21 protein-coding genes and 1 pseudogene are annotated in these 25,716 nt (G+C 73.9%); 11 read left to right on the top strand and 11 right to left on the bottom strand.

What is annotated here, in order from left to right:
• The first annotated feature begins 23 nt into the window (after positions 1–23).
• Both ACSURM_RS33260 and ACSURM_RS33255 read left to right on the top strand, forming a co-directional pair.
• Positions 24–1,289 carry an MFS transporter gene (locus tag ACSURM_RS33260; protein ID WP_436959583.1) on the top strand — a complete coding sequence of 422 codons (1,266 nt, stop codon included), beginning with the start codon at positions 24–26 and terminating at the stop codon, positions 1,287–1,289.
• A 4-nt stretch (positions 1,290–1,293) separates the two neighbouring features.
• Complete coding sequence (locus ACSURM_RS33255) at positions 1,294–1,785, top strand: nucleoside deaminase (protein ID WP_436959581.1); 492 nt, start codon at positions 1,294–1,296, stop codon at positions 1,783–1,785.
• Positions 1,786–1,789: 4 nt separating this feature from the next.
• Here the strand turns inward: ACSURM_RS33255 and ACSURM_RS33250 are convergent, their stop codons facing one another.
• Positions 1,790–2,644, bottom strand: a complete 855-nt coding sequence (locus tag ACSURM_RS33250) for a GNAT family N-acetyltransferase (RefSeq protein WP_436959579.1) — start codon at positions 2,642–2,644, stop codon at positions 1,790–1,792.
• 386 nt (positions 2,645–3,030) lie between these two features.
• Positions 3,031–3,738, bottom strand: a complete 708-nt coding sequence (locus ACSURM_RS33245; protein WP_436959577.1) for a chaplin — start codon at positions 3,736–3,738, stop codon at positions 3,031–3,033.
• A gap of 283 nt (positions 3,739–4,021) precedes the next feature.
• Between ACSURM_RS33245 and ACSURM_RS33240 the strand changes: the two genes are divergently transcribed.
• Positions 4,022–5,695, top strand: coding sequence for an alpha/beta hydrolase (locus ACSURM_RS33240; protein WP_436959576.1), 1,674 nt, complete (start codon positions 4,022–4,024; stop codon positions 5,693–5,695).
• 199 nt (positions 5,696–5,894) lie between these two features.
• Complete coding sequence (locus ACSURM_RS33235; protein ID WP_436959574.1) at positions 5,895–6,422, top strand: DUF4232 domain-containing protein; 528 nt, start codon at positions 5,895–5,897, stop codon at positions 6,420–6,422.
• A gap of 145 nt (positions 6,423–6,567) precedes the next feature.
• Here the strand turns inward: ACSURM_RS33235 and asnB are convergent, their stop codons facing one another.
• Positions 6,568–8,409 carry an asparagine synthase (glutamine-hydrolyzing) gene (gene asnB, locus ACSURM_RS33230; RefSeq protein ID WP_436959572.1) on the bottom strand — a complete coding sequence of 614 codons (1,842 nt, stop codon included), beginning with the start codon at positions 8,407–8,409 and terminating at the stop codon, positions 6,568–6,570.
• A gap of 438 nt (positions 8,410–8,847) precedes the next feature.
• Here asnB and ACSURM_RS33225 point away from each other — a divergent pair, with 438 nt between their 5' ends.
• Complete coding sequence (locus ACSURM_RS33225) at positions 8,848–9,942, top strand: chemotaxis protein (protein ID WP_436959570.1); 1,095 nt, start codon at positions 8,848–8,850, stop codon at positions 9,940–9,942.
• 149 nt (positions 9,943–10,091) lie between these two features.
• Positions 10,092–11,117, top strand: coding sequence for a Gfo/Idh/MocA family protein (locus ACSURM_RS33220; protein WP_436959568.1), 1,026 nt, complete (start codon positions 10,092–10,094; stop codon positions 11,115–11,117).
• A gap of 37 nt (positions 11,118–11,154) precedes the next feature.
• On the opposite strand, the gene ACSURM_RS33215 is transcribed toward ACSURM_RS33220, so the two are convergent.
• Positions 11,155–11,568 (bottom strand): SsgA family sporulation/cell division regulator, encoded by a 414-nt coding sequence (locus ACSURM_RS33215; protein ID WP_436961229.1) that lies wholly within the window; start codon positions 11,566–11,568, stop codon positions 11,155–11,157.
• 350 nt (positions 11,569–11,918) lie between these two features.
• Here ACSURM_RS33215 and ACSURM_RS33210 point away from each other — a divergent pair, with 350 nt between their 5' ends.
• Positions 11,919–13,319, top strand: a complete 1,401-nt coding sequence (locus ACSURM_RS33210) for a PP2C family protein-serine/threonine phosphatase (protein ID WP_436959567.1) — start codon at positions 11,919–11,921, stop codon at positions 13,317–13,319.
• A 39-nt stretch (positions 13,320–13,358) separates the two neighbouring features.
• Here the strand turns inward: ACSURM_RS33210 and ACSURM_RS33205 are convergent, their stop codons facing one another.
• Entirely contained in the window at positions 13,359–14,855 is a 1,497-nt protein-coding gene (locus tag ACSURM_RS33205; RefSeq protein WP_436959566.1) for a DNA-binding protein NsdB, read from the bottom strand.
• A gap of 334 nt (positions 14,856–15,189) precedes the next feature.
• Here ACSURM_RS33205 and ACSURM_RS33200 point away from each other — a divergent pair, with 334 nt between their 5' ends.
• Positions 15,190–16,338, top strand: a complete 1,149-nt coding sequence (locus ACSURM_RS33200) for an aminoglycoside phosphotransferase family protein (RefSeq protein ID WP_436959565.1) — start codon at positions 15,190–15,192, stop codon at positions 16,336–16,338.
• Between the two features lie 120 nt (positions 16,339–16,458).
• A pseudogene (locus ACSURM_RS33195) lies at positions 16,459–16,818 on the top strand (alpha/beta hydrolase); the annotation flags it as partial.
• A gap of 130 nt (positions 16,819–16,948) precedes the next feature.
• On the opposite strand, the gene ACSURM_RS33190 reads toward ACSURM_RS33195, so the two are convergent.
• Positions 16,949–18,184 (bottom strand): IS701 family transposase, encoded by a 1,236-nt coding sequence (locus ACSURM_RS33190; protein WP_436953732.1) that lies wholly within the window; start codon positions 18,182–18,184, stop codon positions 16,949–16,951.
• A gap of 25 nt (positions 18,185–18,209) precedes the next feature.
• On the opposite strand from ACSURM_RS33190, the gene ACSURM_RS33185 reads away from it, so the two are divergent.
• Both ACSURM_RS33185 and ACSURM_RS33180 read left to right on the top strand, forming a co-directional pair.
• Positions 18,210–18,386, top strand: coding sequence for an alpha/beta hydrolase (locus tag ACSURM_RS33185; RefSeq protein WP_436959564.1), 177 nt, complete (start codon positions 18,210–18,212; stop codon positions 18,384–18,386).
• 333 nt (positions 18,387–18,719) lie between these two features.
• On the top strand, positions 18,720–20,759 hold the full coding sequence (locus ACSURM_RS33180) for an N-acetylmuramoyl-L-alanine amidase (protein WP_436959563.1): 2,040 nt from the start codon (positions 18,720–18,722) through the stop codon (positions 20,757–20,759).
• A gap of 4 nt (positions 20,760–20,763) precedes the next feature.
• Here the strand turns inward: ACSURM_RS33180 and ACSURM_RS33175 are convergent, their stop codons facing one another.
• The 5 genes from ACSURM_RS33175 to ACSURM_RS33155 all read right to left on the bottom strand — a co-directional run bounded on the left by ACSURM_RS33175 (position 20,764) and on the right by ACSURM_RS33155 (position 25,616).
• The gene (locus ACSURM_RS33175; RefSeq protein ID WP_030783931.1) at positions 20,764–21,261 is read right to left on the bottom strand and encodes a hypothetical protein; all 498 of its coding nucleotides are present in this window, start codon (positions 21,259–21,261) and stop codon (positions 20,764–20,766) included.
• Between the two features lie 58 nt (positions 21,262–21,319).
• On the bottom strand, positions 21,320–22,750 hold the full coding sequence (locus ACSURM_RS33170) for a 3-hydroxybutyrate oligomer hydrolase family protein (RefSeq protein ID WP_436959562.1): 1,431 nt from the start codon (positions 22,748–22,750) through the stop codon (positions 21,320–21,322).
• A 140-nt stretch (positions 22,751–22,890) separates the two neighbouring features.
• On the bottom strand, positions 22,891–24,159 hold the full coding sequence (locus ACSURM_RS33165) for an extracellular catalytic domain type 1 short-chain-length polyhydroxyalkanoate depolymerase (protein WP_436959560.1): 1,269 nt from the start codon (positions 24,157–24,159) through the stop codon (positions 22,891–22,893).
• A gap of 193 nt (positions 24,160–24,352) precedes the next feature.
• Positions 24,353–25,255 carry a universal stress protein gene (locus tag ACSURM_RS33160; protein ID WP_436959558.1) on the bottom strand — a complete coding sequence of 301 codons (903 nt, stop codon included), beginning with the start codon at positions 25,253–25,255 and terminating at the stop codon, positions 24,353–24,355.
• A gap of 118 nt (positions 25,256–25,373) precedes the next feature.
• Positions 25,374–25,616, bottom strand: a complete 243-nt coding sequence (locus ACSURM_RS33155; RefSeq protein ID WP_030602884.1) for a DUF397 domain-containing protein — start codon at positions 25,614–25,616, stop codon at positions 25,374–25,376.
• Between the last annotated feature and the right edge of the window lie 100 nt (positions 25,617–25,716).

Raw genomic sequence — 25,716 nt, 5'->3', positions numbered from 1 at the left:
TGTGAAGCTTCCACCATGGTCGCATGACCCCGTCCTCCCAGGTCAAGGGCGGTCGCCTGCCGTGGTCCGGGCTGCTCGCCCTGTCCTCGGCCGCGTTCACCGCCGTACTGACCGAACTCCTCCCGGCCGGGCTGCTGCCCGCCATGGCTCCCCCGCTCGGGGTCGCCGAGTCCCGGATCGGCTTTCTCGTCACCGCGTATGCCGCGGCCTCCTTCGTGGCCGCGGTCCCGGTCACCGCGGCGCTGCGCGGGCTGCCCCGGCGGCCGGTGCTGTGCGGCGCGCTGCTGGGGTTCGCCCTGAGCAACACCCTGGTGGCGCTGTCGTCGTCGTACCCGCTCACCGTCGCGGCCCGGCTGCTGGCCGGGGCGATGGGCGGCACGCTGTGGGCGATGCTGGCCGGTTACGCGGCCCGGATGGTGCCCGCCGAGCGGCGCGGCCGGGCCATCGCGGTGGTCCTCGCCGGGATCACCCTGGCCCTGGCGCTCGGCGTGCCCGCCGGTACCGCGCTGGCCGGTGCGGTCGGCTGGCGGGCCGCGTTCGCCGTCCTGGCCGTCCTCGCGGTGCTGCTCGTGGGCTGGATACGGCTCCGGGTGCCCGGTTTCCCCGGCGAGCCGCCGCACGCGCGCGTCCCCCTGGCCCGGGTCGCCCTCCGCCCCGGCATCCGCCCGGTGCTGTGCGTGACGTTCTTCCTGCTGCTGGGACATCAGGCGATGTACACGTACGTCGGCCCGTTCGCCGCGCACACCGGGTACGGCCGCACGGGCGTCCTGCTCGCGGTGTTCGGGACGGCCACGGTGGCGGGGATCTGGCTCACCGGACTGCTGGTCGACCGGCGTCCCCGGGCCGCTCTGCTCGGGGCCCTGGCGCTGGTCGCGGCCGTGCTGCTGGTCCTGGGCCCGGCCGGCCGGGCGCACGCGCTCCTGGTGGGCGCGGTCGCGCTGTGGGGGGTGGCCTTCGGCGGGGCGCCGACACTGATCCAGACCGCGCTGGTCACCGCCTCCGGGCCCGGCGACGCCGATGTGGCGACCTCGTTGCAGACCACGGTGTACAACGCGGGGATCGCCGCCGGTTCGCTCACCGGCGGCCTGGCACTGGACGCGCTGGGAGCCGGCGCACTGCCGTGGACCGCGCTCCCGCCGGTGCTGCTGGCGCTCGGCACGGTCGCGCTGGGCCGGCGGTACGCCTTCCCGGCCGGGCGGCGCGCCGTTGCCCCGGAGGCAAAGCCGCTGGCCGGGCCCGGTGCGGTGGCCGTAACGTGCCCGGCCGGAGATCATGACGTACGGAGGTGAGCCGATGGTCCGGGACGATGAGCTGCGGTATCTGCGCCGCTGTGTCGAACTGGCCGAGGAGGCGCTGGACGCCGGTGACGAGCCCTTCGGGTCGGTCCTCGTGGCCGGGGACGGGACCGTGCTGGCGGAGGACCGCAACCGGGTGGCGGGCGGGGACCGCACCCGGCATCCCGAGTTCGAGCTGGCCCGCTGGTCGGCCGCGCGGCTGACCGCCGAGGAGCGGGCGGCGGCGACCGTCTACACCTCCGGCGAGCACTGCCCGATGTGCTCTGCGGCGCACGCCTGGGTCGGGCTCGGCCGGATCGTGTACATCGTCTCCTCTGTGCAATTGTCCGGCATCCTGGCCGAGTTGGGCGTGCCCGCACCGCCCGTGCGCACCCTGCCGGTGCGGGACGTCGCACCCGGGGTGGCCGTGGCGGGACCGGTGCCGGAGCTGCTGGACGACGTGCGGGAGCTGCACCGGCGCTTCCACTCCGGGCGGCCCCGACTCGGTTGACGGGTCAGCCGAGTTCGAGCGTGGTGACGCCGAACACCCGTTCCCGGGCGTACGCGCGCACCGGGCCGGTGTACATGCGGGCGGTCTCGAACGAGGGCCGCAGGCCCGCCTGTTCGGCGAGGGCGACGGCCGCCGCGTTCGGCTCGGGCACGTCGATCGCGACCTCTCGGTCGGCCACGTCGGCGGTGAGGGCGGCGAACAGGGCCCGGGCGTCGGCGGCGGTGTCCGCGAAGAGGGGGCCAACGCGCAGCGTGTCCCGGCCGGGGCGGATCACGCCGTAGCCGGTCAGGTGCCCGTCGTTGTCGCGGACGACGGCGCGGTGGCCGGGTGTGGTGAGCCACTCGGCGAGGAACCGGGGGCGGTCGGCGGGGTGGCAGGCGCTGTCGTAGGCGGTGATCGCGGCGAGGTCGGCGGGGCCGGCCGGGCGGACGCCGGCGGGCGGCTCGGCCTCGGGAGCGGGGCCGGTGAACCGGATGGTGCGGTGGGCGAGGCGGAAGCCGGACTGGCGGTAGTTGTCCTGCTGGGCGACCACCCCGTCCAGGCCGATCGTCCGGTTCCCGGCGTGCGCCAGCGCGGTCTTCCAGGTGGTGAGGCCGTGTCCGCGGCCGCGCAGGCCGGGGCGGACCAGGTAGCAGCCGAGGAAGGAGTAGTCGGGTCCGTGGTTGACCACGGAGATGGCGGAGACCGGTTCCCCGTCGATCCGGCCGAGGAAGAACCCCTCGGGGTCCTGGGCGAAGAAGGCGGGGCCGTCGGACAGTCCGGGGTTCCAGCCCTCCGCCGCCGCCCACCCGCTGATCACCGGCCAGTCGGCGAGGGTGGCCTGGGTGACGACGAGGTCCTGGGGGGCCGCAGAGGTCATCGGTGCGCTCCGTTTCCGTCGGGGTCGGGCTGTCGTGCGGCGCGGCCCTCGGCCGGCCGCCCGCAGCATCCTTCCGGATCAACGCGAGCCGCGCCACGGGGAGATCGGCCGACGCGCAGGCGGGGGCTCGGCAGGGCCGGGGCCCATCCGGGCCGGGGCTCGCCAGGGCCGGGGCTCGCCCCGGCCGGGCCCCGTCGCCGGTGGGGTGCATGCGTATGTCTCCGTCCGGGTCGGGGTCACTGTCATGGGCGTCGCCGCGCCGCCGCGCGGGTGGCGGCGCCGGGAACCGTGGCCGCGCCCCGGAACCCGGTCACGCCCCGGGCCCGTAGCCGCGCTCGCCCTGGGAGGCCAGGCGCACCGGGCCCGGTCCGCGTCAGGGCGGTGGGTCAGTAGTGGCGGGCCGGGCGGAAGCGGCGGTAGAGGAGGGCACCCGCGACGATGAGCGCGGCGCTGCCGGCCATCGCGGGGGCGGTGGCGTCCGCTCCGGTGTGGGCCAGCGTGGACACGCCCGGGCGCGGGTCGTGCGGGGCGGGCTGGGCCCGGGTGGGGGGCTGCGGCTTCGGGGCCCGGGGCTTCGGGGCCGGGGTGTGCCGGGCGGGGGTGTGCGGGGCCGGCCGGTGGGCGTCGCCGGGGCCGTTGACCGACTGGTTGCCGAACACCGGGTTGCCGATGCCGACCACGTTGACGCTGTTGCCGGTGATGTTCACCGGCAGGTCGACGGGGAGCTGGATGCCGTTGCCCGAGACCACGCCGGGCGAGTCGGTGGCCGCGCCGTGGGCGGTCGCCCCGCCGGACCGGGACGGCGCCCCGCCGTGTCCGGCGCCGCCGGCCCGCGCCTTGCCGGTGTTCGCGCAGGCGTTGCCCGCGGCCGGGTTGAGCAGCCCCACGATGTCGACCGTGTTGCCGCAGACGTTCACCGGCACGTCCACGGGGAGCTGGATGCCGTTGCCGGAGATCAGTCCGGGTGAGCCGGCCGCCGTGCCCCGGGCTCCGGCCCCGTCGGCCGCGAAGGCGGCGGACACCGGGAACGCCACGGCCATCGCGCCGGATGCGGCGGCGACGGCGATCACACCGTTTCGGGTAGCCCGTCTCATAGGTTCCCTGCCTTCCAGACATCGCGCGGGCACTCGCCCGCACCTCCTCAAACGCCCGTGAACCATCCGAGTTATGGCCTATCGGCCTTTCACCCCATCGAGCGGCACTGTTATCGAACCGCACGCAAAGCCGTCGAATGATCACCAACGGGCACGGAGGGTGCGCAGAATACGGCGGCGGGTGCCGTCCCGCTCGCCGGGAGGCGGGCCCGCGGGGGGCCGCTTATGGTGATCCGAGGGCGCCGCCCCCGGCCCGTGGCGGGCGTGCCCCGGGAGGCGATCGATGCTGGCCATGCTGTCCACACGGCCCTTGGCGCGGCGCTGCGCGGGTGCCTCGGCACTCGCCCTGGCGCTGCTCGGCGCCGGGCTGCCCGCGGCCGCCGCCGACCGGCCGCAGCCCGATCTGACCCGCTTCTACGAGCAGCGGCCGGCCTGGGCCGCCTGCCCGGGCCCGGACATGCCCGAGGACCTCGAGTGCGCGAAGGTCACCGTCCCGCTCGACTACGCGAGGCCGGGCGCGGGCACCCTGGACCTGGCGCTGGCCCGCTACCGCGCGACGGGGCCGTCCCACGGTTCGGTGGTGCTGAACTTCGGCGGCCCGGGCGGCGCCGGCATCCCCGGACTGGCCACCGAGGGCAGGCAGTTCATGGATCTCACCGACGGCTACGACGTGGTCACCTTCGACCCGCGCGGCGTCGGCCGGTCCTCCCCCGTCAGCTGTGGCGAGGGCGGTGTCGTGGTTCCCGCGGTGCCCAGGCAGGACGCGGGGGCCGGCCAATCGCGGGCTCTGTTCCGGCAGTTGCGGCAGATGGCCGAGGAGTGCGCCCGCAACTCCGGCCCGGTGCTGCCCCACATCGGCACCGTGAACGCCTCGCGCGACCTGGACGTCATCCGCCAGGCACTCGGCGACGAGAAGCTCAACTACCTCGGCTTCTCCTACGGCACCCGGCTCGGCGCGGTGTACGCGGCGCAGTTCCCGGACCAGGTCGGCCGGCTCGCCCTGGACGGCGTGGACACGCTGACCGAGTCGTCGGCCGAACAGGGCCTGGCGGGCGCCGAGGGGCAGCAGCGGGCACTGGACGACTTCCTGGACTGGTGTACGACGGACGTCGGCTGTCCGTTCGGGCAGGACCGGCGCCGGGCCGGGGACGAGGTGCTGCGGCTGGTGCGCTCGCTCGACCGGGACCCGGTTCCGACGGAGTTCGGCGCCTCGTTCACCGGTCAGGATCTGGTGGGCGCCCTCGCGCAGGGCCTGTACAGCAAGCGGACGTGGCCCTCGCTGGAACGCGCGCTGGCCTCGTTGGTGGAGGACGGCGACACCCGCCGACTCCTCGGCTTCGCCACGGGCGGCGTCGGCCTGCCGCACGTCCCCTACGGCGCGGACCGCACCGGCCCGTCCCGGGAGCGTGAGCGCACGGACCGCGCCGGTGCGTCCCCTGTCCGCCATCGCGGGGACGGCGGGCTGGTGGACGTCGCCGACGTCCCCGTGGACAACCTGCCGGCCGCGCTGATGGCGATCAACTGCGCGGACGACCCCGAGCGGCCCGACGCGGCGCGGCTCACCGAGGAGATGAGGTCGCTGCGGGCCGCGTACGACCACGCCTCACCGGTCTTCGGCCGCTACCGGCTCACCCAGCTGCTGCTGTGCTACGGGCGTCCCAAGGGCACCGACTTCATCCGCGAGCGGGTCAAGGACGTGCACACGGCGAAGATGCTGCTCGTCGGCACGCGCGGTGACCCGGCGACCCCGTACCGGTGGACCGTGGAGACCGCCCGCCGGCTGGGCTCCTCGGCGGTGGTGCTGGACAACAAGGGTGAGGGCCACACCGGGTACTCCTCATCCATGTGTGTGCACCACACGGTCAACGACTTCCTGCTCTACGGCACGCTGCCGGCCGGCGGCGGCTCCTGCCCGGCGGACGCCCCCGCGGCCGTCGGCCCGGAGGGCGCCGGCTGACGGCCGCCGGTGCCGGACGGACACGAACACGACCGGGTGAGTGCCGTGGACCGGGGCAACCTCCCGGCCGCGCCGGCCGTCACACAGGGCAGGCGGGTTCCGGCCGCCGATCGCCCACGGCGTCCGGCCCGGGGCCGTCGTCCAGTTCCGCGAGCCGGGCGCAGCGTCCCGCTCCCGACCACGACAGGGGGACACCCCAATGCCCATCCGCGCCGCCATCGCCGTATCCACCGCCGTCTCGGCCGCCGCGGCGGCCCTGCTGCTGACCGCGCCGCAGAGCCAGGCCGCCGCCGGCCAGGAGCGGGCCGCCCACTGCGCCGAGCGGGCGCTGACGGTGCGGGCGAAGGCCGCCACCGGCCGGCCGACCGTGCTGCGGGTCAGCGTCACCAACCGCACCGCCCGGGCCTGCGTCGTCGACCGCGTGCCCACGGTGACCTTCGGCGGCCTGGACGGGGCCGCGCTGCCGGTGCCCGAGGGCGGCACCGGCGGCTACCGGCTGGCGGCGGGCGGCACCGCCTACGCCGCCGTACGGACCATCGGCGACCCGGCGGACCCCGAGGCCCGCCGGGCGGACTCGGTCACGGTGGCGGCGTCGGCCGCGCACTGGGGCCGGTCCTTCACCGCCGGGCGGCTCGGCACCGGACGGGAGGTGCTCGTCTGGGAGCCGGTGACCACGTGGTGGCAGCCGACGGCCCGGGCCGCGGACCGGATCATCGGACTGGACTGAGCGCCGGTCTCGCCCCGGCCGGGGCCAGGGGCACCGGACTCGCCTCCACCCGGTCCGGGGGCCCGGCCCGGTTCCAGTCGGGCCAGGCACCCGGCCCGGTCCCGGTCGGGCCAGGCTCCCGGACCGGTTCCGGCCGGGCCGCGGCTCAGCCGAGCACCAGGTCCGGCGAGTACAGGTCCAGCCACCCGGCGAGGTCCAGGGCGCGTTCCAGTCCGCGCCGGGCGGCCTGCGTGCTGACCGGTGTGTCGCGTTCGGAGGCCGCCCGCACCCGGTCCCGGTCGAGCAGGTCGAACACGGGGTGGGAGGGCCGGGCCAGCAGTTCCTTGACCTGCTTCTGGAGCGCGCGGGCGTACCCGGGGTCCTGGGTGGACGGGTACGGGCTCTTGACCCGGTCGTACACGGACTTCGGCAGGACGTCCGCCGTCGCCTCCCGGAGCAGGCTCTTCTCCCGGCCGTCGAAGGATTTCAGCGCCCAGGGCGTGTTGTAGACGTACTCGACCAGCCGGTGGTCGCAGAACGGCACCCGGACCTCCAGGCCGACGGCCATGCTCATGCGGTCCTTGCGGTCGAGCAGCATGCGTACGAAGCGGGTCAGGTGCAGATGGCTCATCCGCCGCATGCGGTACTCGAAGTCGCTCTCGCCGTCCAGCCGGTCGATGCCGGTGACGGCGGTGCGATAGCCGTCGGCCACATAGCCTTCCAGATCCAGGGACTTGGCTATATCGGCGCGCACCACATCGGCGTCCTCCCCGAAGTGGCGGTTCATGTTCGCCAGCCACGGGAAGGTGTCGGCGTGGCGCGCCTCCTCGTCGAAGAACTGCAGATAGCCGCCGAAGACCTCGTCGGCGGACTCGCCGGACAGGGCCACCGTGGACTTCTCCCGGATCGCGCGGAAGAGCAGCAGCAGCGACGTGTCCATGTCGCCGAGGCCGGACGGCAGGTCGCGGGCCCGGATCACCCGCTCGCGCACACCGGGGTCGGAGAGGGCGTCGGTGTCGAGCACGATGTCCTGGTGCTCGGTGCCGGCGAGCCGGGCCACGTCGTGCACGAAGGGCGTGTCGGGCGTGCCGCGCAGCTCGTCGGCCACGAAGTTGTCGGTCTGCCCGACGAAGTCGACGGCGAAGCTGCGCACCTTCTCGCCGTGGACGGCGAGCTGCCGGGCGGCGAGCGCGGTCATGGCCGAGGAGTCGAGTCCGCCGGAGAGCAGGGTGCAGCGCGGCACGTCGGCGACCAGCTGGCGGCGCACGATGTCGTCGAGGAGCGAGCGCACGGTGGCGATCGTGGTGTCCCGGTCGTCGGTGTGCGGGCGGGTCTCCAGGCGCCAGTACACGCGGGTGGACAGGCCGGAGCGGTCGACGGTGACGACGGTGCCGGGTTCCACCTCGGCCATGCCGTCCCAGACGGCGTGGCCCGGCGTCTTGATCATGACGAACAGCTCGCGCAGGCCGTCCAGGGTGACGCGGGCCCGGGCCAGCGGGTTGGCGAGGATCGCCTTGGGCTCGGAGCCGAACAGGACGCCGTCGGGGGTCCGGTAGTAGTAGAAGGGCTTGATGCCCATGCGGTCGCGGATCATCACCAGCTTGTCGTGCCGGCCGTCCCAGACGGCGAACGCGTACATGCCGTTGAGCCGCTCGGCGACCGCGTCGCCCCACTCCAGATAGCCGTGCAGCACCACCTCGGTGTCGGAGTCGGTGGTGAACCGGTGGCCGCGGTCGGTGAGTTCCCGGCGCAGTTCCGTGAAGTTGTACGCCTCGCCGGAGTAGACCATGGCCACGGTGCCCTCGGGAGTGGGCACGGACATCGGCTGGCGGCCGCCGGGCAGGTCGATGATGGCGAGCCGGCGGTGCCCCAGGGCGGCGGGCCCCTCGCTCCAGGTCCCGCGGTCGTCCGGGCCGCGGCAGGCCATCGTCTCGGTCATCGCGTCCAAGGCGGCGGCCTCGGTGGTCAGATCACGGTCGAAGGAGACCCATCCGGTTATGCCGCACATGCGCTACCTCCTGCCTCCGGCCGCCGACGGACCCCCGCTCACCTGCGTTTTCCTCGGGAACGGGAGGCCGGCCGGGCAAACCAGTTGTATCGAGCATCTATATCGAGCGTCCGTCAGGCGTCCGGCCGAGTCAACGCGCCGGAAACACCGGCCGGGTATCCGGCTCCACGGTTTCGGCCGCGTTTTGCCTCAGCAAAATCGACGGATCCGCATGTTGTCGCACATCAACCGGCGAGAACCGGCCACAGGCAAAAACTTCCTCAAGTTAACGGCGTGTTACGTCTTCGCGATCAGAAACCTGGCAGGCGGACCCCGAGGGAGGGTCCGGGGGTGTTCGGAGGGTGTACGGCGGTGACGCCGGGTCGCGGACGCGAGGCCGCCGCGAAGGTCCCGATTACCCCGAATGCCGTAATGGTGATTCCGCCCTATCGTGCTGTCATGGAGCACGCACTGAGTCCCTCGACCCTCGCCGAACTGCGCCGCCCGCGCCCCTATCCGGCGGTCTCCGTGCTGACCCCGACGCACCGCCGGCAACGCGGGAACGGCCAGGACCAGGTCCGGCTGCGCAACGCGCTGACCGAGGCGCGCCGGCGGCTGGAGTCCGACCCGGCCGTCACCCGTGAACGGCGTGCCGACGTCGAGGCGCAACTCGACCGGGCCCTGGCCGAGGTCGATCTGTCACACCCCGAGGACGGCCTGGTGATCTTCGCCGCGCCGGGTGAGCACCAGGTGTGGTCGCTGGCCCGGCCCGTTCCCGAGCGGGTGGTGCTGTCGGACACCTTCCTGACCCGCAACCTGGTGTCGGCCCACGCTGCCGAGCGGCCCTTCTGGGTGCTGTCGCTCTCCGCCGACCGCGTCACGCTGTGGAACGGCGGCGCCGGCCGCGTCGTGGAGGAACGCTGGGGCGGCTTCCCGCTGACGCGCGCCCGGGAGAACTTCGACGCCGAGCGGCTCATGCGGATCGGCGACCAGCCGAGCACCTTCCGCGACGAGGGCACGCGCCGGTTCCTGCGCGAGGCGGACACCGCCATGAGCAGGGTCCTGCGGGAGGCGCCCCGGCCGCTGTACCTCACCGGCGAACAGGCGGCGCTGTCCCTGATGGAGGAGGCCGGCACCGTCGCGCGCCACGCCGTGCCGATACGGCGTGGCGGGCTCGCCCACGCCGGTCCGGAGGCGGTGTGGCAGGCCGTCCGGCCGGTCCTGGAGGAGGAGTCCCGGGAGAACGCCGCGTCCGTCATGCGGGAGCTCACCTCGGCGCGCGGGCGCCGGGCCTACGCGGCCGGGGTGGACGAGCTGTGGCAGAGCGCCCGGGACGGCCGCGTCCGGCTGCTCGCCGTGGAGGAGGACTACCGTACGACCGTCCGCGAGACCGGCGACCACCTGGAACCGGCCCGGCCCGGCGACCTGGACGCCCGCGACGACATCGTGGACGAGATCGTCGAGCGGTGCCTGGAGACCGGAGCCGACGTGCGCTTCGTCCCGGACGGCGCACTGGGCGACGCGGACGGCATCGCCGGGGTGCTGCGGTACTGAGCCCGGGGACCCCGCCCTCGCTCCCTGCTCCCTGCTCCCAAGCCCCGGCTCCCGGCTCCCGGCTCCCGGCTCCCGGCTCCCGGCTCCCGGCTCCCGGCTCCCGGCTCCCGCGTACGCTACGCGTGATCGTCGGCGTGAGGAGCGTGCGCATGGGTGAGTTGCTGGGTGTGGCCGTACTGGGTGCCGGACACATGGGTGCGGACCATATACGGCGCCTCGATCGGGTGGTGAGCGGCGCCAGGGTCGCGGCCGTCGCCGATCCCGATCCCGCCCGGGCCGAGGCGTCGGTGGCCGGTCTGACCGGGGTCACCGTGCACACCGACCCGCTGGCGGCTCTGGACGCGCCGGGTGTGGCGGCGGTCCTGATCGCGTCCCCGGGTCCCGCGCACGAGGAGGCCCTGCTCGCCGCCTTCGCCCGCCGGCTGCCGGTGCTGTGCGAGAAGCCCATGGTGCCGGACTCCACCGGCGCCCTGCGGGTCATGGAGGCCGAGGCCGCGCTCGGCCGCCGGCTGGCGCAGATCGGCTTCATGCGCCGCTACGACGCCGAGTACCTGCGGCTGAAGGCCCTGCTGGACGGCGGCGGTCTGGGCCGGCCGCTGATGCTGCACTGCACCCACCGCAACGTGTCCTCACCCGACGGTTTCACCAGCGCCATGCTGATCAACAGCTCGGTGTCGCACGAGATCGACGCGGCCCGCTGGCTGCTCGGACAGGAGCTGACGGCGGTCACCGTGCTGCGGCCGGCGCCGTCCCCGCGCGCGCCCGAGGGGCTGTCCGACCCGCAGTTCGTGCTGTTCGAGACCGAGTCGGGGGCCCTGGTGGACGTCGAGGTCTTCGTCAACTGCGGATTCGGCTACCAGGTGCGCTGCGAGGCGGTGTGCGAGGCGGGCAGCGCGCGGATCGGCGAGGCGCACACCATGGTGGTCACCACCCGGGACGGGGCCCGCGAGGAGGTGGCGCGGGACTACCTCGTCCGCTTCGCCGACGCCTACGACCGGGAGGTGCAGGCCTGGGTGGATGCCACCCGGCGCGGCGAGGTGACCGGTCCGAGCGCCTGGGACGGGTACGCGGCGTCCGTGGTCGCCGAGGCGGGCGTACGGTCCCTGGAGACCGGTGCCCGGGTGACCGTCGAGGCGGCCCCCCGTCCGGCGCTGTACGCCCGGCCCGGCGGCTGACGCCGCGACCGGCGCGGCCGAGGCCCGCCGCGCCGGGTCACACGCCGCCGAACAGCGCGCTCAGCCCCCGTTCCACCACCCCCCTCACGTCCTCCTCACCGCCCGGCACCACCTCGTACGTGCGCCGCAGGAAGTCGCGCAGCGCCGGGGCCGGGAAGAGCAGCAGGGCCATGCCGTGCGGCGAGTGGAGTTCCAGGACGGTCCCGGTGCGGCCGTAGGGCCATATCCGTACGTCCCCCTGGCCGGCCGGGGCCCCGAGCCCCTCGTCGAGCAGGGAGCGCGCGAAGGTCCAGGTGACCTCCTCGCCGTGCAGGGCGGCCTCGGCGGGGAAGTCCAGGTACACCGCGAGCGGGTCGTCCGCGGTGTAGCGCAGCGTGGCGGGCACCGGGACCTCGTGGTCGTCGGCGGCGACGAGGCGGGCGTGGGCGAGCTGTGCGACGGTGGTCTCCATGCTCATAAGGAGTCCGTGAGGGCCGGTCGCATGCCGTCAATTCCGGTCAGAGTTCGGTGGGTACCGGCCGCTTCGCCACCCCTTGGAGCACGGCGCTGTCGAACGCCCGCCCGAGCCCCGGGCCCGGACCGCCCGTCTCACCCAACACACGTACGATTCCTACGACTTGGGCACCGCTGCGGGCAGGCTTTTCGTCCCCATGGATCCCGCCGGGAGGACTCTGGCATATGCCTGAGGCACCACCGTAACGTGTGTTGCCAAATCCCTTACAGGCGGTCGCGGGCTGTGCGAGAGTCGTAACGGTCCCCGCCGTCGCCCGCCGTACCGTTCCCCCCATTCCGGAGTGCGTCATGCCGTCCCCAGTCTCCGCGGACCGCCCAGCCGCCCAGCCGCCCGGCCGCGGGTCGGTCGAGGCGCTGATAAGGCAGACGCGGCGGCTCAAGGGCGATGTGGACGCCGTACGGCGTGACACCCGAGGCGACGGCGCGGACCCCGAGGAACGCTGGCAGCGCGCCCTGTACGACCTCGCCCTGCGCCAGCTGAACGACATCGACGCACACCTGGCCCAGCTGCGGGACGGCCCGCCGCCCGGCCCCGCCCGGCCCGAACCGCCGCCCGCCGCCCCGGACGGCTCGCTGCTCGCCCGCGTCGGCAGCGCCGAGTGGGACCTGCTGACCGACCGGGCCACCTGGTCGGCGGAGCTGTACCGGCTCCTCGGCCTCGACCCGGCCGGCCCCGCCCTCACCCTGGACGAGCTGCCCGGTCTGATCCTGCCGGAGGACCGGCCGAAACTCACCGAGATGGTGACGGCCTGCCTGGTCGACGCCAAGCCGATCGATGGCGAGTTCCGCGTCGTGCGGCCCGACGGCACCGTACGCACCGTGCACATGATGGGCGAGCCCGTGCTCGGCGCCGACGGCGGCACGACCTCCATGTGGGCCGTGCTGCGCGACATCAGCGAACTGCGCCGCAGCCAGCGGACGGTGACCGAGACCCGTGACTCGCTGCACCGGCACCGGCAGACCGGGCGCGGGATCGCGGACGGGTCACAGGAGGCCGTGCCGCCGCCCTGGCACGGCTCCCTGCGACTGCCGCACCAGGGGCCGGCGGCCCTGGACCTGGCCGCCCACCGCCTCCCCGCCGCGACCGCCACCCTGATCGGCGCGGACTGGCACGACGCGCTGGAACTGGCCGACGGCCAGACCCAGCTCACCGTGGGCGGCCTCACCGGACAGGGCGTGGCCGACGCCTCCGGCACGGCGATGCTGCTCGGTGCCGTACGCGGCATGGCGATGGCCGGCACCCGGCCCGGCCGGCTGCTCACCCTGCTGAACCGGTTGCTCGGCACCGCCGCGCGGCCCGCCGTCGGCAGCGCCGTCTGCTGCCGCTACCAGCCCTCGACCCGCACCCTCCTGTGGGCGCGTGCCGGACACCCCGCCCCGCTGCTGTACCGCGACGGGACGGGACGCCCGCTGGACGCGCCGGACAGCACCCCCCTCGGCACCTCCTCGGAAGCCCGCTACGAAGAGTCCGCCGTCACCCTGCGGCCGGGCGACCTGCTCCTGCTGCACACCGGCGCACTGCTGCCGGAACACGACGGGAGGGCGACCGTGGACCGGCTGCTCGGCCTCGCCCCCCGGTTCGGCCCCGCGCAGACCGCACGGGACTGTGTGCGCACGGTCGTCGAGGCGTTCGGCGGCCCCGGACGCGAGGACGACGCGTGCGTGCTCGCCGCCAAGGTCACCGCGTAAGGACAACCGACCCCTCGGGCCGGGCGGCGCGCAGGTCCCCTACACCTGCGCGCCGGCACCGTCCTTCTTGGCCCGCTGCTTGGGCAGGGCGATTCTGATCTCCTCGCGCAGCTCCCGGATCCCGGGGTAGCCGGCGTACTGCGCGGTCAGCCGGTACATCTGCCGCAGCCGGTCCCAGGTGCGGCGCGAGGAGTTGGAGCCCATCGCCATCAGGGCCAGCCGCGCGTAGCGGTCGGCCTGTTCGGGGTCGTCGGCGATGAAGCAGGCCGACGCCATGGAGAGATGGTCGAAGATCTTCGACCGCTCCCGTCCGTCCACCCGCAGGGCGAGGGCCTTCTGCGCGTAGTGCTGGGCGGTCCCGGCCGCGTTCGGGTCGAACTCCGCCAGGGTGCGGTAGGCGAGCGCCTGCATGCCGTACAGGTCCTCGTCCTTGAAGGTCTGCATCCAGTCCGGTGTCGCCGCGTCCTGCCGGTCGCTGACGAACAGGTCCTCCGCCCGGCCGAGCGTGCGGCGCATCGCCTGCCCCTTGCCCATCGCCGCCTGCGCCCAGGCCTCGATGGTGTGGAACATCGCCTTCGTACGGGGCTGGAGACCGTCTCCCGCGCCGGACTGGGCCAGTTTCATCAGGTCCAGGGCCTCGTCCGGGCGGCCGAGGTGCACCATCTGCCGGGCCGCCCGGGACAGCGCCTCGCCCGCGCGCGGCCGGTCACCGCCCTCCCGGGCGGCGTGGGCGGCGATCACGAAATACTTCTGCGCCGTGGGTTCCAGGCCGACGTCGTGCGACATCCAGCCCGCGAGGACGGCGAGGTTGGCGGCGACGCCCCACAGGCGCCGCTGGAGGTGGGGGGGATGGTGATAGGCGAGCATGCCGCCCACCTCGTTGAGCTGGCCCACCACCGCCTTGCGCTGGAGGCCGCCGCCACGGGCCGCGTCCCAGGCCCGGAACACCTCGACCGAGCGCTCCAGCGCCTCGATCTCCTGGGATCCGACGGGGGCGGCCTCGTACCGGTCGAACCCGGCCGGGTCGACGTGCAAAGGGTCGTCGAGAACAGGGGCGTCGGCCCTGAGGGCCGGGTCGGTGTGCAGCCATTCGTACATGGCACCGCTGAGTGTGGATCCCGTGGCGAGCGCGGCGCCCGCGCCCACCAAGCCGCGTCGGTTGAGCATGAGGTCCATTCCCGTGAATTCGGTGAGGACCGCGGCGGTCCGCTCGGGCGGCCAGGGCAGGCCGTCGGGGTGTTCCTCGATCCCGTCGCCCTGCCGTTTCCCCGCACGCCCCTGCCGTACCAGACCGAGGTCCTCGATGGTCACGACACGGCCGAGACGCTCGGTGAACAGGGCCGCCAGCACCCGCGGCACGGGATCGCGCGGGATCTCTCCCATGTCGATCCACCGCCGCACCCGGGAGGTGTCGGTCGCCAGCTGGGGGTGGCCCATGGCCGCCGCCTGCCGGTTGACCAGCCTCGCGAGTTCGCCCTTCGACCAGCCGGCCAGGCCGAACAGGTCCGCAAGGCGGGTGTTGGGTCGTCCGCTCACGTCAAGCCCCCAGGTTCTCGGCTGAGTTGACAGTAGCCGGGTGCGGGTTGCCGGGCGACTATTCGCCACGGTTCGCCAGGGTGCGCCAGATGGTGTGCCACCACTCATCGGGTGTCAGGTAGGAAAGCGCCACCCCGACCTGGTCCGCCACCTCCCGGTGACGGCCATCCGGTCGCACATGCCGGGCACATTCCCCAGGGTGTGCCCGGAGGGCCGGGTCGGGTGGGCGTACGCTCCCGAAACCACGCTCACGGGGCACGCATCCGCGAGCACGGGTTCGGAGTGCGGACGTACAGGCAGGCACAGCAGGCACACGAAGGGATCTGTCTTTCCCATGTACGCAGCATCGTCCTCCGTGTCCGCCCCGGCCCGGCCGCTGCGCACCCGTCCTGCGGGTGGCGGGCCGTACCTGGACCCGGTGGCGCGTCCCGGTGTCCCGGTACCGGGGGTGGGCCGGCCGCGGCGGGTTCCGGGCCGGCCCGGGACCCAGCCGCTCAGCGGACGGCTGGACCTGTCCGGCCCGCAGGGCGCGCGGCTGCGGACCGCACTCGCCTCGGTGCAGCAGATCTGCCCCGAGTTCGTCCCGGTGCAGGTGCTGCGTCCGGGCGGGCGGTCGGTCCTCCTGGTCGGGACGACGGGACGCGGTACGGCGGTGGCCAAGTGCCTCCTGGACCACACGCCGGCGTGGGTGGAGCGGAGCCGTCAGGAAATAGCCGCATACCGCTCGTTCGTCCGGCACCGCCCGCCGGTGCGGGTGCCGAGGCTGATCGCGGCGGACCCGGACAACTGCACGCTGGTGATCGAACGGCTGCCGGGCCGTCCGGTGGCGTTCCAGCGGCATCCGATGGAGGCACCGCCGCGCGCGGATCTCCGTGCCGCGCTCGGTGCCATCTGCCGGGTGAACGCCTGGCGGCCCCCGGCGGGCACCTTCGACATGCCGCTGGACTACGCGGCCCGCATCTCCCGGTACCACGAGCTGGGCCTGCTCACCGACCGGGACCTCGGCGACCTGCAGAAGCTGCTGCACGGCATCGCCCACGAGGTGGGCCGGCAGGGCATGCTCCAGTTCTGTCACGGCGACGCCCTGCTGTCGAACATCCTGCTGTCCCCGGCCGGTCCGATGCTGGTGGACTGGGAGCACGCGGGCTGGTACCTGCCGGGCTACGACCTGGCGACGCTGTGGCTGGCCCTCGGGGACTCCGCTCCGGTGGCCCGGCGCCACATCAGCCAGCTCGCCCAGTCGGCGGGCCCGGCCTCCCGGGACGCCTTCCTGGTGAATCTGATGCTGCTGCTGACCCGTGAGATCCGCACCTACGAGACGGCCGTGCAGCGTTCGATGCAGGAGGCGGCCCCGGTGCCCCCGGGCGCCACGCCGCCTGGTGGCGTGCCGTCCGGTGAGGAACAGCGGCTGCTGCTGCGGCGGTTGCACGACGACTGCCAGATGGCCCGCAGGGCGGTGCGCGCGGCGGTCGGCACCCGCTGACGACGGAGAACGGCTCGTGGTGCGCCACCGGCGGTGGCGCACCACGAGCCATGTGCGGTGTCCCATGTGCGGTGTCCCGGGCCCTCGGTGACACGCTTGCTGAATGCTTGAGCGGTGAACAAGGCCGACTACGCGGGCCTGGCCACGGCGATCGCGGGTATGGAGGCCAGTGAGCCGCTCCCGGCGTCACCCACCTCGATAGCGCCGCTGCCTCCGGCCACCCCGGTCTTCTGCTCGGACTGGCACCTGCCGGTGCGCGACTACGCGGAGTACGCCTCGCTGGTCGCCATGATGCACACGACGGCGCCCGATCTGCCTTACCTGCTGCCGGTCCACATGGCGGCGGCATGCCTGGGCGCGCCGACCACCAACCCGCAGCACCGCCTGGACGTACACGGCGCCCCGCCCATCCTGGTGTCCAACGCGCTGCACGACCCCGCCACCGGCTACCCGTGGGCGGTCTCGGTGGCCCGGCAACTAGTAGTGCTTCGTTAGGTTCTGGGCTGTCTGCGGCTTCTCCGAGGGCTGGGCAGGGGTCGTCCGCAGGTGGCGCAGGTACCGGTCCAGCACCTCAGCAGGTCCTGAAGAGCGTCGAGGACCTGGTAGAGGGTCAGGCCGGTATGCGGGCTTTTGGGTCGTGCCGCCTGAGGGTGAGGAAGGCTTGTGCGGCGGTGACGAGGGTGACGTGATGGTGCCAGCCGCGCCAGGTGCGGCCCTCGAAATGGTCCAGTCCGAGGCCGTGCTTGAGCTCGCGGTAATCGTGCTCGATCCGCCAGCGCATCTTGGCCCACCGCACCAGGTCAGCGACTGGTGTGGTGGCGGGCAGGTTCGATATCCAGTAGTCCGTCGGGGTGTCCTGGCCGTCCGGCCATTCGATGAGGAGTGTCTGGACGGGCAGGACGCCGTCCCACTGGTTGCGGCCGCCGCCGGCCTCCTGAGCTGCGGCCAGGGACTGCTTGCCCGCGGGCCGCACGGTCAGCACCGCGAACCGTGAGGTCATCGCGCCTTTGCTGCCCTGCCTCCAGGTCACCTCGGTGAACTGCTTGGCACCCGCCTGCGCGGCGAGGACGCAGACGGCTCGCGGTGGGGTGCGGTAGCGGGGAAGGGTGGGTGGTCCGAGCCCGCCATAAGCAGGCTGGTGCGGCTCGGCATCCTCCAAGTGAGCGACTTCCTTCCCGTTCAGGGCCAGGACATAGGACAGCCCTCGCGCCTGGAGGCCGAGCCGGAACGGGGTACTGACGCCGTAGCCGGCGTCGGCGACCACGACCGGCGCCTTCAACTGCCACTGGGCGAGCGTGTCCAAAAGGCCGAGCGCCAGACGCCACTTCTCCCGGTGCACCACGTCGTCGGGGACTCCTGCCCTGCGGCACCGGTCCGGCTCGTCCGTCCACTCACGCGGCAGATACAACTGCCACTGCAGCGGGCATGAGGCGGTGTCGGTGGCGGCATGGACACTGACCGCGACCTGGCAGTTCGCCCGTTTGCCGACCGCTCCGCAGTACTGGCGGGCCACACCCACCGACGCGGTGCCGCACTTGGGGAACGACACGTCGTCGATCACCCACACCTCAGGGCGGATGGCCTCGCACAACCGCTCGGCGATCCGCCGCCTCACCGGTAAGGGATCCCACGGCGACTGGTTCACGAACTGCTGCAGGGCCTGCATGTTCCCGTCCGGCAGACGCTCGGCCATCGGCTGGATGGACTTGCGCCGGCCATCGAGCATCAAGCCTCGCAGATAGCACTCGCCCCACCGCCGCTGATCCCGCCGCGGAAACGACCCGAACACATCGGCAACGAACTCCGCCAACTCGCCCCGGAGCCGTTCCACTTCCCCCAACCTCACTCCAGGAAGCTGCCCACCATCAGCCGTGATCACTCAACGTAACGAAGCACTACTAGGCCGCAGCGGCGTGCTCCTCACCTACGAGGGCCACGGCCATGGCAGCGTCACCAACGGCCCGTGCATGGAGAACACCGTGGACAGCTACCTCACCGACCTGACAGTCCCACCCCGGCACACCCACTGCCCCGCCGTGCCGTCCTGACGACTCGGCGCTCCGGCTGGAGGTGTGGGTCCACCGGCGGCCCACCCCTCGGGCGGCGCGGAGCTACCGGAGCGGTCCCCGCTCGTCGACGTGGCCAGTGGGCTCCGACAAGAACACGTCGGCACCCACTGGCCCGTAGGCGACGCGCGCGGCTTCTCCGGCCCGCGCCAAGGCCGTCGGCGACCCGAGCGGCAAGCCCAACGAATCCCTCACCAGGAACAGGCTCGTAACGTGCGAACTCCCCCTACTGGCGGCGTCGTTGACGGGTCGTCGGTGAACCGGTACGACTGACCCACCCGGTGCCGCACGCCCCGCCCTTCACTGGAGGCCGCCTTGCGAAGACACGCCACCGCTCCCCCAGCCCCGGCCGGCCCCGGACGTCCGCTGCGGAGCGCCGTCCCGTTCGTCTCCTCGGCCCTGCTGCTGTCGCTGCTCGGCGCGGCCCCCGCGCATCCCGCCCCGGACTCCTCCGCCGGCCGTCTGCAGCGGGCGTTCGCCACAGCGGCGGCCGACTACCACGTGCCGCAGAGCGTGCTGCTGGCCGTGTCCTACCTCCAGTCCCGCTGGGACAGCCACGGTGGTGCGCCGAGTGTGACGGGCGGCTACGGCCCGATGCACCTCACCGACGCGCGTACCGCGCTCGCCACCGCCGCGCGGTCCGCCCCGGAACACTTCACCGGGGAGCACCTCGCCGGGGAGCATTTCGCCGGGGGCGCGGAGGATCCCCGCGGCGACACCGGCCGTGCCGCGCTGCGCCCCGCGGCGTCTCGCCCCGCCGCCGGGGCTCCCATACCCTCGGCGGTCCCGGCCCGGCTGCGGACCCTGCCGAAGGCCGCGGAGCTGACCGGTGTCCCGGCCGCGCGGCTGCGTTCGGACCCGGCCGCGAACGTGGCCGGCGGTGCCGCGCTGCTCGCCGCCGCGCAGAAGGAGCTGGGCGGACCGGCGAGCGCCGACCCGGCCGACTGGTACGCCGCGGTGGCCCGGTTCTCCGGCGCCGACGACACGGCGACCGCCACCGCGTACGCCGACGACGTGTACGACGTGCTGCGCACCGGCGAGGAGCGGGTCACGGACGACGGCCAACTGGTGACCCTGGCCGCCCGGCCCGGGACCGTCCCCGACACCGGGCGGCTGCGGCGGGCGGGCCTGCGCCCGCCGCCCGCGGACGGCACCGAGTGCCCCCGGTCGGTCTCCTGCACCTCGGTCCCGGCACCGTACGAGGAGTTCGGGGACGACGACTACGGCAACCACGACCTCGGCGACCGCCCGGCCTCCCAGCGGATCAAGTACATCGTCATCCATGACACGGAGGGCTCCTGGGAAGGGGTCATGAACCTGATCCAGGACCCCACCTATGTGTCGTGGAACTACACGATTCGCTCGACCGATGGGTTGATCGCCCAGCACGTGAAGGCGAAGGACGTGGCCTGGCACGCGGGCAACTGGGATGTCAACGCCCGCTCGATCGGCATCGAGCACGAGGGGTTCCTGGCCGCTCCGGACGCCTGGTACACGGAGGAGATGTACCGTTCCTCGGCGCGGCTGGTGCGGTACCTGGCCAGGACGTACGGCATCCCGCTGGACCGGCAGCACATCCTGGGCCACGACAACGTGCCCGGGCCGACCGCCTCCACCGTCCCCGGGATGCACACGGACCCGGGCCCGTACTGGGACTGGCGGCACTACTTCCGGCTCCTGGGCCGGCCACTGGGGCCCACGGCCGGCCCGCACTCGGGCGTGCTGACGGTGCTGCCGGACTACGACGCGAACCGGCCCGTGTACACCGGCTGCGCCGCCAAGGGCGAGCCGTGCCCGGCGCACGGCTCGGGCGAGGTGCGGCTGTACACGGACCACGACGAGAGCGCGCCGCTGGTCAGGGACATCGGGCTGCGGACGGACCCGACCGACGGTGTGAACGATCTGTCCTCGCGGGTCTCCACCGGCCAGCAGTACGCGGTGGCCGGCCGCTGGGGCGACTGGACGGCCATCTGGTACCTGGGGCAGCGGGCCTGGTTCCGCGACCCGGCCGGACGGCGGACGGCGGTGCCCGCGAGGGGCCTGGTGGTGACCCCTCGCGAGGGTCTGGCGAGCGTCCCGGTGTACGGCCGTGCCTATCCGGAGAGGGCGGCCTATCCGGCGGGCGTCCCCGCCCAGTCGGTGGTGCCGCTGCCGTACACGATCCCGGCCGGGCAGCGCTATGTGGTCGGTGACGAGATGCCGGGCGAGTACTACTACGCGGTCACCTTCACCCCGGACGCGCACCGGGTGGTGGTCGGCGAGGACCGGTACTACGAGATCCAGTACGGCCACCGGATCGCCTTCGTCCGGGCCGCGGACGTGACGGTCGAGGACGGGGCCGCGGCGGGCCGGTGAGGACTCAGCCCTGCTGGAACAGTTCCGCCGGGAGCGGCTTCAGCAGGGCGTACAGGTCGTCGGTGATGGGCCGGTCCCAAGCGGCGATGGTCACCAGCACGCCGTCGCTGCGGTCGAACTGGACGCAGGAGATCCGGCTCTCGGAGAGCTTCAGCCGCCGCACGATGAGGAGGTTGTCGCCCTGGAGCACCGGGGTGTCCTCGGTGCCGACGACGGTGACCTCCTCGTCGTTCTCCAGCGCCAGCAGCAGCTGTCCCACCTCGAAGGGGATCTCGCCCTCGGCGACGTCGCGGGCCGGGGAACCCTCCGGGAGATTGCCGATGATCATGGCGGGGCCGCGTCCGCCGAACAGGTCGTAGCGCAGGAAGACACCCTGGCAGGTGCCGTCGGGAGCGGGCAGCAGGCCCGCGCCGAGATTGCCCGGCCAGTCGCCCGGGTCCATGGCCAGCACGTCGAAGTCGGGTCCGGCGGGGGTCGCGCTGCGGCGGCGGAGGAACGACATGCGGCCATGGTACGTGCCCCTGCCCCACCAGGTGACCTGTGGGCGCCCGGGAGACCGGCTAGCCCAGCGGGCAGCTGGTGAGCAGGGTGGCGGGGTCCGCGCCGGGCGGGCGGGGGACCGTGTGGTCCGCCGGTGGGCGGCCCGCTCCGGCGATCCAGCGTTCCAGGGCGGTGAACGCGGCACGGTGGCAGGGCACCATCGGGCGCAGCCGGTCCGGGAAGGCGTCGGCCAGGGCGTCGGTGTGGGTGCCGTCCTCGATGCGGTAGTAGCGCAGCAGGAAACCTCGGCCGGCCGCGTGGACCATGCGGGCGTAGACGTCGGAGCCCTGGCTGATGGGGAGCAGCACGTCGAGGGTGCCCTGGAGGGTGATCAGGGGTTTGCCGATGCGGCCGGTCAGGGCGATGCGGTCGACCGCCCGGTGGACGGCGGCGGGGCGGGCCGGGTAGGCGTAGTCGGCGTCGCAGCCGGGGGTGCCGGAGGCGCAGTACGGGGTGCCCGCCTCGGTGGCGCCGTCGTAGCCGGGGTCGAGTTCCTCACGGTAGAGGCGCTGGGTGAGGTCCCAGTAGACCTGGTGGTGGTACGGCCACAGGAACTCGGAGCCGGCCGGGTAGCCGGCCCGGTGCATCGCCGCCGTGGCCTCGGCGGCGCGGGGGCCGCCGGCGGCGTGGTCGGGGTAGTGGCGCAGGGCGGCCGGCAGGAAGGTGAGCGGGTTGGGGCCGTCGGCGCGCCACAGGGTGCCCTCCCAGTCGACCCCGCCGTCATAGAGCTCGGGGTGGTGTTCCAGTTGCCAGCGCACCAGGTAGCCGCCGTTGGACAGGCCGGTGGCGAGGGTGCGGGCCGGGGGCCGGTGGTAGCGCCGGGTGACGACGGTGCGGGCGGCGCGGGTGAGCTGGGTGAGCCGGGTGTTCCATTCGGCGATGGCGTCGCCGGGCCGGCGGCCGTCGCGGAAGAAGGCCGTGCCGGTGTTTCCCTTGTCGGTGGCGGCGTAGGCGTAGCCGCGGGCGAGGACCCAGTCGGCGATGGCCCGGTCGCCCGCGTACTGCTCGCGGTTGCCGGGGGTGCCCGCGACGACCAGGCCGCCGTTCCAGTGGTCGGGCAGCCGGATCACGAACTGGGAGTCGTGGTGCCAGCCGTGGTTGGTGTTGGTGGTGGAGGTGTCCGGGAAGTAGCCGTCGATCTGGATGCCGGGGACGCCCGTGGGGGTGGGCAGGTTCTTGGGGGTGAGGCCCGCGTAGTCGGCCGGGTCGGTGTGGCCGGAGGCGACGGTGCCTGCGGTGGTCAGCTCGGCGAGGCAGTCGGTCCGCTGTCGGGCGGCGCCGGGTACGCGCAGCAGGGCGCGTGCGGCGCAGTGGGCGTCGGGGTTCCCGGGGTCGGTGGTCGTGGCGCCGGCCGGGGTGGCCGGGGTGGCCAGGAGCGCGCAGACGGTGGCGAGCGCCAGGGCGCCGAGCGGGGTGCGCCGGGCGCGGTGTTCTCTTCGGTGCGGAAACATACGGCTCCTCCGGCGGGTTGGGGACGCGCTGGAGGCTAGGGGTGGTGTGGGTGTTCCGGACATGTGTGGGGTCGCCATGATGGCGGCCCGTTCGGCGGTGCCGACCACCATGGCGGCGTTGTACAGGCGCTGACGTGTGGTCAGGGGCACGCGGTGTCTGCGAGGGTGAAGTAGCCCGTGGGTGATTCCTTCAGGGTGTGGGTGACGAACGTGTTGTACAGGCCCATGTTCTGGCCGGAGCCGACGGCGTAGGTGTAGCCGCCGCTGGTAGTGGCCCGTCCCGCTTGGACGTGGGCGTAGTTGCTCGCCGTCCAGCAGGCGGCGGGGTCGGGGTCGCCCGGATCCGGGTCGCCCGGGTCGGGGTCACCGGGGCCGGTGGTGTCCAGGCCGAAGAACCGGGCGATCCAGCGGCTGGAGCAGATGGAGTCGAGGAAGTACGGGGCCCCGGTACCGCCGCACTGCTCGGCGCCGGTGCCGGGGTCGACCGGGGTGCCGTGGCCGATGCCGGGGACCCGGGCGACCTCGACGGCCACGGTGCCGTCGGCGGCCAGGTACTGCTCCTGCCGGGTGCCGTCCGGCCCGATGGCCGTGGTCCGGGTGGGCGTCTGGGACAGGCCGTGCAGGGCGGTCCACTGGTCGCGCAGGTCGGTGGCGTTGCGCGGTACGACGGTGGTGTCCTGGTCGCCGTACCAGATGGCCGCGCGCGGCCAGGGCCCGGTGTACGACGGGTGGGCGTCGCGCACCCGCTGGGCCCACTCGGCGGGGCTCCGGTCGACGCCGGGGTTCATGCAGAGGTAGGGGCTGTTGTCCTTGGTGCAGTCGTAGGGCAGGCCGGCGACGACGGCGCCCGCGGAGAAGACGTCGGGGTAGGCGGCGAGCATGACGGCGGTCATGGCGCCGCCGGCGGACAGGCCGGTGACGTGGACGCGGCCCGGGTCGGCGCCGTAGGCGGTGACGGCGTGGCTCACCATCTGCCGGACGGACAGGGCCTCGCCCTGGCCGCGCCGGTTGTCGCCGGACTGGAACCAGTTGAAGCACTTGTTCACGTTGTTGGCGGTGCCGGTCTCGGCGAGCACCAGCAGGAAGCCGTCCTCGTCGGCGAGCCGGGGCAGCCCGGAGTGGTCGGCGTAGAGCTGGGCGTTCTGGGTGCAGCCGTGCAGGGCCACCACCACCGCGGGGTGGGCCGGCAGGGTGGCGGGCCGGTACACGTACATGGTGAGGGCGCCCGGGTTGGACCCGAAGCCGCTCACCTTGGTGAGGGTGACGGCGGCGCGGGCCTCGGGGGCCGGGGCGGCGAGCGCGGTGCCGAGGACGACGGCGAGGACGGCGAGCAGGCGGGGCAGGAAGCGGGGCAGCGGCCGGGTGCGCGGGCGCGCTCCGGGGGCCCCGCGCAGCGGGGGCAAGGACATGGCGGCTCCTTCGGTGGACACACGGACCCCGGCCGCTCCGGCACGGACGGTGCCGGAGCGGCGGGGGTGGCGGAACCGTAGGCGCGGGTGTGTCCGGGCACCATGGCGTCGCACCCCACAGCCGACGGAGCGCCGGTCGGCTCCGGGGGGATTGCGGGGCGCGGTGCGGTGTGCTAGGTCGCCTGCCCGGGCCTCATTCCCGGTGCGGGGCGGGCGGTACCACCGCGACGGGGCTCGCCGCGTGCAGCAGTACGGCCTGGGTGACCGAGCCCATCATGCGGGCCGGGGCGAGCAGTCGCCGCCGGTGCCGGCCGACGACCACGAGTGCGGCGTCCTTGGAGGCGGCGACCAGGTGGCCGGCCGCGTCGCCGGGCAGTGCCTCGGCGCCGGCGCGGACTTCGGGGTGGCGCTCACGGTGCGGGGCGAGGAAGCCGTCGGCGAGGGTGCGGATCTCCTCGGCCACGGCGTCCTGGTCGGCCGGCGGCGGCACCGGCTGGCCGGGCGCGGACCAGGTCGGCGCCGGCCAGGGATAGGCGGCGATCACCTGGAGCCGGGCGTGGCGCAGGGCGGCCTCCGCGAAGGCGAAGGCGAGGACGTCCTCGTCGGGGCTGTCGGCGTGCAGTCCGACGACCACCCGGGGCCCGGGCTCGGCGGGGGCCTCCCCGTGGACCTCGCGGCCGGGCGGGGGCACGACGACCACGGGGCACCGGGCGTCCCGGGCGGCGGCGAGGCCGTTGGAGCCGAGCAGCAGGCTGGCGAAGCCGCCGCGGCCCCGGGAGCCGAGCACCAACAGCTGGGCGTCGTCGCCCAGTTCGGGCAGGACGGCGCCGGGTACGCCTTCCAGGGCGACGTACTCCACGGCCGGTTCCCCGGCGTGGTCCCCGAGCCGGGTGCGCACCTCGCCGAGGACCGGGTCGTCCTCGGTGTCGGGCGGTCCGGCGACCAGTACGCCCGCCTGGCCCCAGGCGGCGTACTGCCGTACGTGCACCACTCGCAGCGGTGCCGCGCGGTGGCGGGCGGCGTCCAGGGCCCAGTCCAGGGCACGCAGGCTGTCGGCGGACCCGTCGACCGCGGCGATGACCGGCGTGGCGTTCATCCTTCTCACCTCCGGAACACGACCTTCCCCTTTTGCTGGGGCCAGCCTGGCTCAGGTCCGGCCCCGGCGGGGTTGCTGCCGGTCGCGTGTCCGGAAATCCGTGGGTGACACCCCCGGTTCAGGTGAGATCGAACTCGCCTTCGCGCGCGCCGGAGACGAAGGCGCCCCATTCGGCGGGGGTGAAGATCAGGGACGGGCTCTCCGGCCGGCCGCTGTTGCGCATCGCGATGAAGCCCTCGACGAAGGCGATCTGGACATCGCCCAGCCCTCGGCTGCTGGACTGCCACTCGGCCTTGCTGAGGTCCAGCTCCGGCTTGTCCCAGCCCGCGAGCGGCTTGTGCTGGGTGGTGCTCTCGGCCACGTCCGTGCTCCTCCCGGTTCGTCGTCCGCGGGTCAGCCTAGCGACCGGTCGCTACGGCGGACAGGGCGCGCGAGGGCGATCTTTGCGGCGGTGCGGCCCC

The sequence above is a fragment of the Streptomyces sp. SudanB182_2057 genome, from assembly GCF_964272715.1.
GTDB lineage: Bacteria > Actinomycetota > Actinomycetes > Streptomycetales > Streptomycetaceae > Streptomyces > Streptomyces rubradiris.
This window is presented reverse-complemented; position numbering and strand designations above follow the sequence as displayed.

Excerpts from the sequence above, each read along its gene's own strand:
- ACSURM_RS33260 (WP_436959583.1), top strand. The coding sequence starts at position 24 with ATGACCCCGTCCTCCCAGGTCAAGGGCGGTCGCCTGCCGTGGTCCGGG.
- ACSURM_RS33160 (WP_436959558.1), bottom strand. The coding sequence starts at position 25,255 with ATGAACGCCACGCCGGTCATCGCCGCGGTCGACGGGTCCGCCGACAGC.
- ACSURM_RS33170 (WP_436959562.1), bottom strand. The coding sequence starts at position 22,750 with ATGTTTCCGCACCGAAGAGAACACCGCGCCCGGCGCACCCCGCTCGGC.
- ACSURM_RS33165 (WP_436959560.1), bottom strand. The coding sequence starts at position 24,159 with ATGTCCTTGCCCCCGCTGCGCGGGGCCCCCGGAGCGCGCCCGCGCACC.
- ACSURM_RS33255 (WP_436959581.1), top strand. The coding sequence starts at position 1,294 with ATGGTCCGGGACGATGAGCTGCGGTATCTGCGCCGCTGTGTCGAACTG.
- ACSURM_RS33240 (WP_436959576.1), top strand. The coding sequence starts at position 4,022 with ATGCTGGCCATGCTGTCCACACGGCCCTTGGCGCGGCGCTGCGCGGGT.
- ACSURM_RS33235 (WP_436959574.1), top strand. The coding sequence starts at position 5,895 with ATGCCCATCCGCGCCGCCATCGCCGTATCCACCGCCGTCTCGGCCGCC.
- ACSURM_RS33215 (WP_436961229.1), bottom strand. The coding sequence starts at position 11,568 with ATGGAGACCACCGTCGCACAGCTCGCCCACGCCCGCCTCGTCGCCGCC.
- ACSURM_RS33225 (WP_436959570.1), top strand. The coding sequence starts at position 8,848 with ATGGAGCACGCACTGAGTCCCTCGACCCTCGCCGAACTGCGCCGCCCG.
- ACSURM_RS33210 (WP_436959567.1), top strand. The coding sequence starts at position 11,919 with ATGCCGTCCCCAGTCTCCGCGGACCGCCCAGCCGCCCAGCCGCCCGGC.
- ACSURM_RS33245 (WP_436959577.1), bottom strand. The coding sequence starts at position 3,738 with ATGAGACGGGCTACCCGAAACGGTGTGATCGCCGTCGCCGCCGCATCC.
- ACSURM_RS33220 (WP_436959568.1), top strand. The coding sequence starts at position 10,092 with ATGGGTGAGTTGCTGGGTGTGGCCGTACTGGGTGCCGGACACATGGGT.
- asnB (WP_436959572.1), bottom strand. The coding sequence starts at position 8,409 with ATGTGCGGCATAACCGGATGGGTCTCCTTCGACCGTGATCTGACCACC.
- ACSURM_RS33200 (WP_436959565.1), top strand. The coding sequence starts at position 15,190 with ATGTACGCAGCATCGTCCTCCGTGTCCGCCCCGGCCCGGCCGCTGCGC.
- ACSURM_RS33250 (WP_436959579.1), bottom strand. The coding sequence starts at position 2,644 with ATGACCTCTGCGGCCCCCCAGGACCTCGTCGTCACCCAGGCCACCCTC.
- ACSURM_RS33175 (WP_030783931.1), bottom strand. The coding sequence starts at position 21,261 with ATGTCGTTCCTCCGCCGCCGCAGCGCGACCCCCGCCGGACCCGACTTC.